Source organism: Streptomyces sp. NPDC091292 (genome assembly GCF_044757265.1).
Lineage (GTDB): Bacteria > Actinomycetota > Actinomycetes > Streptomycetales > Streptomycetaceae > Streptomyces.
In genome coordinates, this window is the sequence record NZ_JBIVUQ010000028.1 from 49539 (window position 1) to 64093 (window position 14555).

The 14555-nt window shown below is 68.6% G+C and carries 2 protein-coding genes; both read left to right on the plus strand.

The window, feature by feature from the left end; genetic code table 11:
- Window positions 1-1320 precede the first annotated feature (1320 nt).
- Window positions 1321-14007, plus strand: a complete 12687-nt coding sequence (locus ACIQNU_RS39650; RefSeq protein WP_401376287.1) for a hypothetical protein — start codon at window positions 1321-1323, stop codon at window positions 14005-14007.
- Window positions 14004-14183 carry a hypothetical protein gene (locus ACIQNU_RS39655; RefSeq protein ID WP_401376290.1) on the plus strand — a complete coding sequence of 60 codons (180 nt, stop codon included), beginning with the start codon at window positions 14004-14006 and terminating at the stop codon, window positions 14181-14183. Before ACIQNU_RS39650 ends, ACIQNU_RS39655 begins: the two co-directional genes overlap by 4 nt.
- The last annotated feature ends 372 nt before the right edge of the window (window positions 14184-14555 follow it).

The following is a 14555-nucleotide window of genomic DNA, read 5'->3' on the forward strand; positions in this document are numbered from 1 at the left end:
AGGAAGTGGGGTGATCAGCTCGCGGACGCCCGCCGTAGCGATGATTCCTCCGCTGAGCAGCGGGTACAGGCAGACGTCCATCAGCGCCTTCGCGATATTGACGCCGACAGGGCGAGGAACGGACGTGTCCAGCAGGGTCGGTCCACGCAATTCGAGGACTCCCATGGTGCGGGCCGGAGCGGAAGCGGCGAGAGCGGCGCTTCGGCCCGCCGTGGAGAGGAGCAGCCGGGAGGGGATAAGACCAGCCCCTCGTCCACGAAGCCGCCATCGACCGAATCTCCCGACGCGCGGCCGGGACGTGGTGCTTCCGGGGCGCGCTCAGGGAGTGACAGCTCGGCGTTCGACTCGCAGCAGGGCAGGGGTTCGGGGCGTGGTTCGTCCACGGGCGTGGCAGTGGCGACCCGTGAGGACGGCGAAGCGCAGAACGGCGCCTTGAGCCCGGAGCAGCTACGACGGCGGGACATGTGGACGGACATCCACAACGAGGCCCGGTTCGGTAGGGCTCCCACCGGGTCGACGTCGGGTAGTGGTGGTCGGAGTGGAAGCGGTACGGGCGACGGGCGCAGCGCCGATGCGCTGTCACCGTCCAGGGAAAGCCCCGCCACGCAAACCCCCACCTCATCGGGGAGCCGCGGCTCCGGCACGAAGGCCGGGGACGATGGCCGTCCGCCCTCTCCCGTAACGTCGCGACCTTCCGGGGAAACGGTCGTCTCGAAGCCCGCAGGTAATTCCGGCGGTGGCGGAACGTTCAGTCCTGCGGAGGCAGGGCAAGGCATGGCCCGCTACGCCCAGGGCCGGGGTATGCCCGCTGCCGAAGCGCACACGTGGGGTGAGCAGTTCGCCGACGCCCATCGAGCAGGCGACAGCGCGACCCAAGCACGCGTACAGGAGAGGCTTCACGAACGCCTGCGTCAGATCGACGCCGACAGGGAGGAGAACGGTACGGTCACACAGACTGCGGGTGAAGCCTCGCTGCCTGCGCAGGGGCGGACGAACCAGATCGTGACCCGTTTCGCCGAGTCTCAAGGTATGCCCCTGCGCGAAGCGCTGGCATGGGGACAGCGGTACGCCGACGCACAAAACTCCGGAAGCGGCGGCAGGACCAGCCAACTCGATCGGGAATTCCACGGTCGCCTCGACCAAATACACCGGGAAGCCGAACTCGAACGTCAGCTCAACAACCGGCCGTCGACCGGCGGTGAGGAGCCGTCTGCGGTGACGAGTGGCAGTGAGGGTGACAGTACGTCGACGTTCTCCGTGCAAGACCCCGCTGCCGGGCGGGAGGCGACTGGTGAGGGCGCCCGAGGTGAACGTCGCGCGGTGGCTCCCCTGCCCGTCACGACGCCGGGCCCGAGCACGGCCGGTCCCGCCGCCACGTCCGTGAAGGACTCCACCTCGTCCGACCTGGTCGGTACGCCGCCGGGGGCGCCGTATCCCGGCACGGACGCGGAAGAGGTCGCACCGCAGGCCAGTGGTCAGGCCCCGGTCGCGCGTCCGGGCACGGACACCGCTCCTGATGAGGCGATGGTGTCTCCTCGGACCGATGTCCCCGCTCCCCGTCACCCGGGCGCGGCGCGCTTCGACATCGACACCGCCCGAGCCCGCCTCGACGATCCGGATGTGTCGCCGGAACGCTTGGCGGATTCCATGCTCTGGGCCGAAGACGCCGTACTGGACCGCATGCGACAAGTCGCACCGGACGAGAACCCCATGGGTGTCGTGGCGCGGCCCGAGGAGGTCGTGGAACTCGTCGCCGCCGAACACCTGCGCGCCGGCCACCTGCCGGCAACAGCCCTGCTGCGCTCCCTCATCAAGGGCCCCGAGGTCGCCGCACAGCCCGCAGCGCAGCCGCAGTCACGGCCCGTGCCGCGGTCAGAGCCGCAGCCCGAGGCCATCGCACGGCCGCAACCGGACTCCGAGCAACTGCCGGCTCTGCCGGTGCCGGGCGGCAGGGGTGCCGACACCGCGGCGCCAGAGGCCGTTCCGCCCGCAGGGAGCATCGTGCCCACGGAGCCCACGTCCTCGGCGGAGTCGACCGGGATCGGCTCCGCCTCGGGTCCGGTGGCCGCGTCCGGTACGGAGATCGTCCTGCCCGGGTCCTCCGACGTGTCTCCGGAATCCTCCTCGTCCGTGGTGCCGGGCTCCGCTGGGGAAGGGGAAGGGGAAGACCAGCCGGGGTCGGAGTCCGAAGGGCCGGACGTACTCTTCGCGCCGCCGGCTCGTCGGGTGGGGCTGGATCCGGTTCGTGACTGGCTGGAGATTTCGGCGAGTGGAGGGTCGCGGCGTTCTTCCGCGCTGCGTGCCATTGATCGGGCGGTGTCGCGGTTGCCGCGCAATGCGGGGCCTGATGATTTGCGGCGTGTGCTGGTCAGCGTGACGGAATGGAAGAGTGACAAGGGGCCGGGGAGTGGGCGGTGGGACGCTGTTTCGCGTCTGGAGGCGGCGGTCCGCGACAGGATGGATCAGCTTGCCGCTCCGGCGCGTGTTTCCGTTCGTGACAGGGTGGAGCAGCGCGCTTCCGGGCGCACTCCTGAGCGTGGGGGCTATTCCGCTCAGCCTGGACCTTCTTCGCGGCGAGGTGAGCCGCCTGTTGCGGCGCCGCTGGTCTCCGCCGCTTCGGGAGCGGTGGGGGTGGAGGGGTTCGGTCCGGCCAGTGGGTTCGAGGCCGAGCTGCACCGGTACCGAGTGGAGCTGCCCCGCGACGCGGAGGTCGAGGAGTTCGGCGACATCGTCGAGCTACCCGGGCTTCTGACGATCACGTTGGACAGGGCTGGGGGAGTGCCGGTCCTTGAGATCGTCACGAAGCCGGCTCGTGGTCTGGTGCGAGGGTCGGCGGACGGCCGGGCCGAACGGTCCGCGGTGCTGGCGGCCTTCAACGACGTGCTGTCCCGGCTCGGGCACGCGAGGCCGGGAGCGAGAGTCGGGCAGATCTTCCCCGAATCGGCGGGATATGTGGTGGATCCCCTCGCGGAGGATCTGCCGGTCAGGATCAACGAGGCCGGATACGCGACGCTGGTGCATCACACGGCGACCGCTCCGACCTCACGTCTCGTGGCGTTCATCGAACACGTCAGGGGCCGTATGCGGCGTGAGTCCACCCCCGTGCAGATCGCTCATGCGGACGCGGGTGTCGGCGTCGCATTCGGTGCCTGGGTCCGTGAGGACTTCGCGCGCTGGCTCAACCAGTACCCGGACTGGGCCGATGCCGCGAACCCGTGGGACGGCGATGAACTGGAAGGCACGCTCGCGCTCGGATACATCCAGGTCGCTGCCACTGTGCGGGGCGCGGTGCTCGACGGGACACAGCGACCGAAGGACTTCACCGCGGTGGCCTCCCGTGATTCTCTCGCGGCCGTGCGGAGCAGCCTTGGTGCGGCGCCCCGCGCGTATCTTGAGCATCGGGCGCCGAGCATCGCCGCCTATTTCGCGAGCCGCTTCGACAATGAGGTCGTGGTAAGGGGCGGGAGTATCCTCGACCTGCCGCTGATGATGTCAGGCGGCTCGTCGCGCGCGAGGGGCGGCTCGTCTCGCGCGACGGTCCGTCAGTACCTCGACAACCTGCTCCTGGCCACGCCGGAACGGATCGTGACCCAGTATCAGGCACTGGGGATGCGTACCGATTTCCGCACACTGGAGACCAATCCCGACCACCGGGGTGTGCCGCGTCTTGAGCCACCCGTCGTCAGGATGGAGACCCGGCCCTACGCATCGACGAGGGAGACTCCGCAGACCATCGGACGCGACAGTGACACCCTGGCTGTCCTCTCCCTCAACCTCTACAACGAGGCGAGGCTCGATCACGGACTGCCGCCGGTCGGCCGGCCCCTCGCCCTCGCGCAGCCCGACTTCCTGTTCGCGCCGCCCGCCACGAATGCGCCGCCAGTACGACCAGCCGGCAGCACGATGCCGACGGGACCCGCCTCTGCCCCCGCCCCTGCCCCGTCACCCACTCCTCTCCCGCCGGCCCTCTTGGAGACGGCGGCCGGGCTCGTCGCGATGGACGCGGACGCGCGGGCACGGGAACTGGCGTCGCTGCCGCAGCGCGACCGGGATCTCCTGGCTGCTGATCCCGCCTTCGTGGAGCAGTTGCGCGCCGGCTTGTCCGTGGAGGACTTCACGGCGGTGGCGGCGCGGTTGCTGGTCGTCGTTCCTGACGGGGTGGAACAGCCCGAGGCTGCCCGGGAGGAAGCGGAAGCCCTCGTCGCGGACATGCTCGCCGATCCGCAGATCGCGGTGGCGCTGCTGACCGGGGGCCGTCGCCTCATCGTGGTGCCCCGGAACCGGCCGATGACGTCGCTTGAGGAGTTCGCCGGGCTCAAGGGCCGCCACCATCCCGGAGGAGGCCGGTCGTTCGACGCCGCACGGGGACTCTTCCACGTCCGCCGCCATGTTGCCGGCGTCGGCGAGGAGAACCTGCTGGGTGAGACCACCGACGTGCTCGGCGACGACTTCTACGACGACGGGTACTCCATTGCCCGTCATGAGTGGACGCATGCGATCGTGTCGGTGCTGAGTGCCGAGGACCGGCAGTTGATCCGCGAGGTGTACGACGCGAAGACTGCCGCTGCCCCGTCCGCTCAGTGGCCGGACGGGCCTGCCCCCAACCACTCGTCCAGCAGCGCACACGAGTATTTCGCGCAGCTCAGCAGCGCCTATCTCGGTGCGAACACCGGCAAGGACTCCAACTCGCGGCGCCGCCCGCGCAACAACGGGTCGGACTGGGTGGAGCAGCACGACCCGGCACTGCTGCCGCTGCTGCGCAGGCTCTACGGCCCTGGCCGGCCCTCGAACCTCGGCAGCAGGGACAACCCGTACATCCTCACGGGCTTCCGCCAACTGTGGGACCGAGCCGAGGGCAGGCTGACGGGACACGCCCTGGCAGAGCCTGAAACGGAGCTTCCTGCGTCGCCGGCCCGCACGTCGGAAACGCCGGAGGCGCCCGAGCCGGCCGAAGCGATCACCCGCGCACTGCCTGTGGACCTGGAGGCCCTGCCGGCTCCCCCCACCACAGCACCCCGACCCCGGCCGCTGCCGGTGTCCGCGATGATGACGGAAAGGGAGTTCAAGCAGAGTACGGCGGCACCGGGGCTGCGCAGCAGCTCCAGGATCGCTGACATCGACGAGGAACTCAGGGCCTTCCATGCCCTGCCCGGCAGCAGACAGGGCGCCCGTCTGCTCGCCCTCAAAGCCATCGCCAAGAGTTCCCGTGCCTACGTGGCCCACAAGCAGGGTGAAGGGTCCCGTGTCGAGGGCACACAGCGGCTCGCCCAGCAGGCCGATGCGGCGATGCGGCAGCTCGACCCCGAGAACGTCTTCCGGGACCTGCTGACCGAGATCGACGGGGCTCTGAGCGAGGGGAGGAACCCCGACCTAGACCGTCGGATTCCGGCTGCTGAGGCTCAGAATGCAGCCCAGGCCGTTCCTTCGGACCGATTCCACGCGATGATGAGTGACTATGTCCACAAGCTGGGCAGGCTCCGCGACGACCGGACGCTGCCTGCGGAGACTCGCGCCGTCATTGAGGAACTGATGGCCGTGGAACCCCTGGTGACCGTGTTGCAGTACCCCCGGGGCGGCATGCCGGGCATCAAGCTCAACAGCACGGGAGACAGCGCGGAGTACACCTTCAACGTCGACACTCAGGCCAGAGGCGGTACCTCCTTCCTACTGGGTCACATCGCCCACGAATTCACTCATGTCGCGGCCCATCAGGCGTTCGGCAGCAGCCCGGTGATGGAACTGGTGCGATCCGGGGCGACCGACGCGGAGGTCGGTGCGCTGGCGGCGGAACGAAGGCGGACTCTCAACGATCTCAAGGCGGCCTTGGCCGGGGACCGGGAGTTCAGCGAATTTCAGCAGACAATGCTGGAGGAGAAGTTGGTCTACGGCGCACAGCCGCACACGCTGGAGCGGTACGCGAACAACTTCGAGCGGGCGGGGAAGATCACCACCGCACAGAAGGAACGCCTGGTCGGCTGGGGGAAGGCGGCCGGAGACGCATCCGGCACCTTGGTCGAATACGACACCGTGCTCAACCAGATGCTGATCTATCTGCACATGTGGCAGACCAGTCAGAACAACCCCTTCTACGTGAGGTTGCGGGCAGCCGCTCAAGCTGCCTACGAGCGCCGTAGCGACGCCCGTGGGCGTGGTGAGTCCTCGTCCGGTGCGCCCATTCTGTTTGCTCCTCCGTCGAGTGGTTCCGGGTCGCGGTCCGCGCGGCGGTCGCCGCGGCCCACGTTGCTGATGTTCGACGACGAGGGTGAGGCCAGTGAGGTGGCCTGGTCCCAGGTCGAGGGGGCGTCGTGGTATCGGGGGCTGCCGTCGGTCCAACGTCGGCGGTTGCGTGCGACGGAGGACTACACGCCGCTCAATGAGGCGCTGGACAGGATGCGTAACACGGTCGTGGCTGCCGTGGACGGCGGGGCGGGCCGGGAAGACGTCGATCTTCTTGCTGAGCTGTATGAAAGGCGGGGAAATCTCAGTGCTTTCGATCCGGTGATGCAAGCCCTGTTGCAGCGGAACGTGCAAATGGCGACGGGGTCGCACGAGTTGTCGTTGGTGCGCGGCTCGGTCACCGGCTTCGGCCGGCATGTGGCATACACAGATGTGATCGTTCCGCATCCTGGTCCGTGGGCGACGGATCGCACGGCTCAGGGTCTGGCGGCTGCGCTTGAGCATGTGCTGGGTGCGCACAGCACGGCGACGGTCATCACGGACAACGAGATGAGTGGCAACAGCCAGTCCGGAGAGCTGCGGCGCAATATCGATGCGATCAACGCGCGGAACGCGGGCAGGCGCGGATATGTGCCGCTTGTCGTGGAGGTGTCCGCGCTGGACGCCTGGTACGAGGAGGACAGCGGCCGGTGGGTGACCATGGTGGGTGGTGTGCCGATGCGGCTGCGTCATCAGTCCCCTTTCGCCCAGGTGACCGTTGCCCGCGCCAGTGCGGAGTCGGCCGGTCTTTCCACCGGGCCGGGCGAGTCCTGGGAGTCTGCGGACGTTCTTCCGGCACCGGCGCCTCGGCGGGCGGGGCAGACCGAGGAGACGACGCGTCCCGCAGCACGGGTGACGGGGGAGCTGTCAGGCCGGTCCGGTGTGTCGGGTGATTCGTCGCTGCCGACTGGGACGGTGAAGCCCGATCCAGGAGGTCCGGGACAACCCCGTGCGACGCCGGCGGAGGGACGGCAGCCGCCCCTCTCCCAGGAGGAGCAGCTCTCCGAGCGCGGACTGACGCCGGTGTACGTCCTGCCCGGCGGGGACGTGCTGGCCCACGCGCTGACCGCCGTCGCCCCGGCCGAGACCGGCCGACTGGCGGGGTACAGCAGGCCCGCCGCTCCGGAGGAGCTGCGGACCGCGCTCGCCACCGCGCTCGCCGCCGATCTGAGACTGCCACCGGACCAGCAACGGCTGTGGTCCGAGGTGGCGGGACGGACAGGGCCGACGGGAGCCCCGCTCGTGAACGCTTTTGGTGGTTCCGCGGACGAGGCCGCCCGTGCTCTGCGTACCGGATCGGGCCCTGAGGCCACGGACTGGCTCACCCTGGCCGTGGCCGCGCCCGTACTGGGGCTGCGTCTGACCGTGCTGACGCCTGACGGCTCCCTCTGGACGACCGGCCCGGAGGCCGGTCGGCCGGTCGCCCTTCTCCAGCAGCAGGACCCCGCCCCCTACACCGCACGATGGGCGGCCACCGAACCCACCGTCCAGGCCCGGCAGGCTCGACGGCCCGACCTGTCGCAGCCCGGTGGTACTTCGGGCTACAGCTGGGGCACCACATCCGCCGACAGCAGTACGTCTTCCGGCACCACCACGCCTCCCGCTGCCGCCGCCTCCGGCGACTCGGCGCGCCCCGCCGTGTTCTTCGGCTCCGAACCGCGGCCGAGCACGCCGGATTCCCAGCGGGCCGGTACCTCCTCCGCCACCTCGATCACCCGGACACCTCCGGCCCCGGCCGCGGAGACCAGTCCCGTCTCCGCCCCGGCCGCGGAGAGCGCCCTGACGCCCCCTCCCGTGGAGGAGACCAGCACACCCCCGCGAACGGCCCGGGACACGAGGGACGAGCAGCACTACGTGGTAGGCGGCGACATCGGTTTCGCCGGCGTCCCGTCCGACACTCAGTCCGACGACCCGATACGGCGCGACGAGAGCCGCGACCGGGTGTCTTCGGAGCCGACGGACATTCTTCCCGCGCCCCCGGCGGGGGAGGGGCGGCCCGCGCCGGAGAGCACGGAAACGGTCACAGCCGCTCCCCACCCAGGTGAAGAACCACCTGCATCGCCCGACCGAACGCCCTGGTACATGGCGTACGACGCGACGGGGCAGTTCGTTGTGGCGGACACGACCAGGGACGTGCCGTTCTCCGAGAGGCTGGCCCATCTCTGGGCCGGAAGGATCACCCAGAGCCTGCAACTGCCAGAACCCGCACCAGGGTCATCGACGGACAAGCTACGCGCAGGCATCCGCGAGGCGATCCGCGACATGCTGGTGGAGACCAAGCCGACGAAGTGGGACGACATCCTGGCGGTCGGTCAGACCCTCGTGGTGGATGGGCGGCTGGTGTGGCTGCGGCCGATGATGCACGGCCTGGAGTCCGCCCCGTCCAGCAGCGGGGATGTCAAGGAATATCAGGTGGGTTTCTCCTCCACACACACAGGTGGAGAAGGATCGAGTGAGAACATCCACGGCATCGACACCCTGCTGTTCACGGCTCTGAACGTTACGGGATCGGCGGTCGCCACCGCGTTCGGTGTAGCGGCGCCGCAGATCCAGGTCCGGTCCGCGAAGGCCAGGCACCATGCCTGGTCACGGACGATCCTGGCGGGACGCAAGCCGTTCATCAACTCCTTCACCACGTTCACGAGCGGCCTCGACGTGCGGGTCTATGTGAATGGCGAAGAGGCCACCCACCCGGACAGCCGGGTCACGGTGCCACGGAACCTTCACGTCAAACTCCCCGAGCCGTACACAGCCGAGCACGGGCCTCGCCCCGATCCGCACGGGCCCGATTCAGTGCGACCGCAACAGCCGGGCAAAGACAGCCCTTCGCAAGCCCGGGAGACACTCAACGCGGTCAATATGACGCCGGTCATCGCAGGGCTGCACCGGAACCTGCTGGGTGCCGGGATTCCTGCCCCGAGCGTGCGGGAAATCATGGGCCAGATCGGGATGGACTCCAGGCGGGGATTTCTGAGTGAGCTGACCGCCCGCAACCGCTACGCCTGGTGGTCGGGCGAGGACTCCTCCGGGCGAGTCGAAGCGAGCGGATCGCTGATGAGCCGCAAGTTCCGTGGTCATGTGCGGCTGACCTCTGAAATCGACAGCTTGCAGTACGTGGGCGACACGGAATTCGGTACTCGCGACGACATCGGAGCCGGCACCAACTGGACGTCGTCGGCCAAGGGTTCAACGACGGGCGGTCTCGGCGCGGGCTACAACACGGCTGGCACCGGCGATGTCGGGACCGATCCGACGGAGGATACCGACCCCGGCCATCCTGGTGAGCCGGACAAGGGAGAGAAGTTCACGGTAAGGGGCCTGGTCCCGGCGGCCACTGCCCTGTTCAGCAGTGACCGAAAGATTGGCCACTCCCTGGGCGTCGAGCACCTCAGCCACACGGTATTGAACACCTCGGGTGCTCAATCCCGATATCGCGCAGGTCTGCGGTTGGTGGCCACGGTGGCGTCCAGCACGCACACAGTAAGTCCGGTCGACGTGATCACAAACGGCGAGTTGAGCGTGGTCCAGCGGGAGGCAACTACCTTCGTCAGCCGGACGGTGGGCCCGGAGTGGACCGCCGATCTCCGTCCGAAGGCCGCGCCTTCCGGTCGTCGGCATCGCGTGTTCACCCCGCCCGGAAGGCGTTCGGCGCCAAAGGCGGCGACTTCCAGGCCGCCGTTCAAGCTGGGCATGGAAATGTCTTCCAGGGACCTGCTCCAGAAGCCCGGTCCAAGCGAACCGCTCGCGATGGCTTCCCGGCGCGGCTTCGGCTTCGGCGTTCCCATCGCGTTTGCGGGTGCCGAAAAACTCCAGGGCGAAATCCGTGAGGCGATCGAGCAGCACCACGCCAGGGCGGTGGGTGATCGCAAGGCGCAAAGGAGTGACTGGGCCGGCGCGGACAGGGACCTGGCCACCTTCTACGGCCGCGCGGCACTGGAGGCGGATCCGTACCAGGCGCTTCTCGGTATCCACCGTAAGGCCGAGGTGGGCGGCCGTGTGTACAGGGTCTCCGCGCAGATGCAGTGGGGAAATCGCGTCGAAGGACCCAATGAGCTGACCGGCCCGGTCGACAGGGAACTTGGTCCGTCGGACAACAGCTACCAGATGAGGGTCAACGCACGCGCGGTCGGCGGTTCCACCGTTACCGGCGAGCGCAGCAGGAAGGCCACGGGGCGATTCGCCTTCGGGGCCGGCGCTGTGCTCTCGATTCCGGAGCGCGCATACGATCTCGGTGCGCTGCACCTCAGAATTCCGAGGGCTCGGCTCCAACTTGGCGCAATACGCGGGTTTTTCAAGGGCGGATGGGGCAGAGCCTTCCAACTCAAGGGTGCGGCCAAGCAGTACCGGCGCACGGAGACGGACGGAAAGGTCGATGAGCTTCGGTACACCATGACGGTGCGGTGGACTGTCACCCCGGAAAGCGGGAAGTCCTCCTACATCGCGGGCAGGCTGCGGACGGTTGCTCGTGTGGTCAATCCGCAGGAACACGCGCCCGCGGAGCCGGTGACGCTGCGGCAAGCGTGGGAGGCGGGCCGGGTCCACGCCTCGCTCACCCGCCCTTCGGTCGAGAGGCCGCTGCACTTCAGTTCTGGAACTCACGGCCTGTACCCGTCGTTCCACGTGTTGCCTGAGCTGGCGCAGCTCGCCGCCCGCATGTATGCCCGGCAGCACGGCTTGTCCGAGAACTGGCTGCGGGATCCGTCGGGTTGGCCGGAGGAAGTGCGCGACCTGGCCCACCCGGTTGTCCTCAGCGCCCGGTTCGATGACATGACAGGCCAGTTCGGGGAAGAGATCGAGCTGTCCAAGCACGGCGATCATAAGCAGGCATTCCGGATCAAACTGCACACTCATGCCCCCAGAGACCTCGGTGCCAGTCAGGCCGTCGAGGTAGAGCACTACCTGAAGGGATCGGCGACCCACGTCGTGGGCAACGACAGGCAGTGGGGGCTGGGCCTTGACGGTGTCTTCGGGCCGCAGTTCCGGTACGGCGCCGACGGGCAACAGGGTGAGGGTCATCACGGACCAGGCGGTCGCATCACCGTCGTCGGTCACGCCGAAGGGGGTGTGGTAGCGGCCAGGGGCGCCTCGCGTGCCAAGGGAATGATCGACATAACCCGGGCCACTTATGGCGGAGCGGTCCACACGCTACGTACGACACCCGTGTTCGAAGTCACCTACGTGCGGTGGCATGGAAAGCGGCTCACAGAGACGACGGAGTACCTGAGTTCCGCCGACGCACTCGACCTGCTCGTGCCCAAGCGCAGACTGAGGGACGTCCTGCCACCCGAGACACCGGCGGCCACGGAGACGCTCAAGCCCGGTCCAGACAGGGCTGAGCCGATGAACTCTGCCGGACCGAATCCAGCGTCGCCCCCCGCCTCCCACCGCACATATCTCAGTGCCGACCTGATCCCGGGGATCGCACACCCGGAGGTATTGCGCGCGGACGGTGTCATGGAAGAGATCACCGCGCGACTGCGCCGCCAAGGTGTGGTCACCGAGAACGGCTCGGGTAGTGAGTCGCGCCCTAACCAGTTGATGCGCACGCTGCACAAGTCCTTCTCATCGCCCGCGTTGCAGGCGGATGTACCCGCGCTGATGACAAATCAGGGTGTCAGCCGCTGGATACCGATGACAGGGCTGCTCGGCAGCTCACGCTACCTGTGGGTGAAGGTGACAGCGACGCGGCTCGGCGCCGGGCCGACGCAGCCGCGTGACGATGTGAAACTCACACTCCGCGGCGAGCTTGACGACGAGGAGGCGCAGAAGAGGATCTCCGGTTGGGAGACCGGCTTCGGCGTCGACATCCGGGCCCGCGCCGGCGGCAACGGGGTGCACGGCGGCCCCGAAGCCGGCGCCACGTACTCCTCGGCGGCGACCACAGTGAGAGAGGAAGCGACCAAGAGGGTTCCCATCTACCGGGCCAACCCAGGAGACACTTCGTGGGAGTTCGAGCACGACATCACGTTCCGAGTCGAGACCGGGCTCTCCACCGAGCTTCCTGAGATCCTGACGGCACCCGCGCGGCTCCCGGCGGGAATCACCCGCCGCATCACCGGCAACCCGGCCACCGACCTCTCCTTGTTCCACTGGTACGACGGCGGCGACGGCACCGTCGGCAGCAGCGCGCTCGTCGAGGGCAGCTCCATCCGCCTACTCGTACCCCGGCACATGACGGTCATGACGGACCAGCCCTCGCACGACATCGACCTTGTCACGCCGCGCGAGACAGAGGTGACCTGGCAGTCGCCGCCCGCCGGTAAACAGGTGGTCAGCCCCGCTCCCCGGCAGGAGTGGCCGGACGCCCTGCTGGACGAGTTGCACCCTTGGACAACGCCCGCAGCCGCGTCGATCGCGCGCTGGGCCGCTGCGACCGCCATCCGTCAGCGCACCCCACTCACTGTGGACGGAGCAGCACCACAAGTGTCCGGGCTTTACTTCACGACGCGGGCCGGTCTGCGCTACGACCACTACACCGGCGCGAACATGCTGCGGCCGAATATCCGGAGTCTGCTCAGGCACGAGTACGAGGTTCCCGTCGGCGACCATCGGGTCCTCGTCGGCTTCGACCTGGACAGCGCCGAGATCCTGGGCCCACCGGAAGGCACGTCGTTCAAGCAACGGACGTATGTCCAGGAGGACGAGGAACCCAAACACGAGACGGAGCGAAGCCGCGGCTGGAAGTTCGTCCTCGGGCCCGAAGTGGGCGGAGAAAGCGGTCAGGACAACCTCATCGGCCGGGCACCGGTCGTGATCAAGGAGTGGCTGGACGGTCGGTCCCGTTCATCGGCCCTCGGTGACACCGACGAACGCAACAGGGAAGGACGACGGTCCTACCGCCACTACCGGTTCGACATCACAGCTGTCGTCAACGGCCCTTACGGCACAGTCCGGCTGAAGGTTCCGGGCGGGCTGTACGGCATGCTCCCCGTGGACAACGAAACCGGAAGACTCGCCGGAGGGCTGGAAGAGGCGCCAGAGCTGAGCGGACTGCTGGCGCCTCCGCCGGCGACGCCCGGAGTACCACCTCCGCCGGTGCCGTCGACGCGATCAATACCCGAAGTGGTGGTCGTGCCGCCCTCCCCGCCGCTGGGGGCGGACGCGCAGCGCTACTCAGGGCAGAGCGCGGCACCCGTCGAAGAGCGGACGACGACACCTGCCGCGCTGCCCCCCGCACCCCCCGTGCCGGTGGCTCCGCACCGCCTGTGGACTGCCCAGCAGTTGACGGAAGACGACCTTCCCGTCGACCGCTCGGGGCTCGGCATCCCCGATCCCGAAGGCATCTACGACGCGGACGACCCCGTTGACCAGGTCCGGCACCTGATGCTTGAGAGTGGTCGCTGGCCGCAGGAGATCCATGCCGTCGCGGCGCGAACGACCCTGCGGATCTGGAGCGAGACTTTCGAGCGCTTCGCGGACACAGTGCTGGGCGCCGACCCAACAGCCGGCCGGAGCGACATCCGGCGGCACTGGGACGAGGCTCTCGGTCTGATCACGCGAGGAGAACCGGAGTTCGTCCTCACCGATCCCCGGTATGCCGGGGACCGGTTCCGGGATGCCGTGAGGCATGTGGCGACTCTTTTGACGGCGGGCGTAGCGCGGGGCACGGCGGCGGAGCATGCCTACCGGCTCCGCCATGAACTGGGCCTGAGAGCACTGGAAGACGGGGTGGTCACCGACACGGCCGGTCTTCCGCGAGGTGTCCTCGATGCCTCTGCACCTCGGACCCCTGAAGCGTCCGTACCCGACAGGTCCGCTCCGGCCGACGAACAGATGGAGTCCCATCCGTGAGTACCTGGCTGCCGTCCTCCCCGAAACCGGACGACGCCACGAGTGCCGAACCCACCTCCGCTCCGACCGACACCGTGCACCATCCCGGCGAACGTCGGGAGTCGATCGGGGCCGTGCGGCTGAGAGAGCACGTGCGCCGGGACGAGCTGTGCAAGCCACGGGAGGACGCCCGATGAGAAGGGGGAAGGGCCGTGCGATGTGGCGCCGAGGCGCCGCCGTGTCCTCCCGGGCCGAACGGGAGCGACGTACTCGCGCCAGGTCGGATCAGGAAACAGGCCGCGGAGCGGGACAAGGGCCACGGGTGCTTGTCGAGGACCACGACGGACTGTTGTTGCTCCGTCTGCCTACGGACGACAGTCTGAGTCCCGCCGATGTCGCCGATCCTGCCCGCGCGCTGCGGTTGAGGCCCTCGATGGACCGGTGCTTGTGGTGCCACGTGGCTCGGTGTTCACACCGTCCGGGACTGGCGGCTGGCGACGGTTCGTCCCGGGAGGGGGGCCCGAGACACTCGGGCCCCAGTCCACGTCCTCATCCGCCGGTCCGCAACG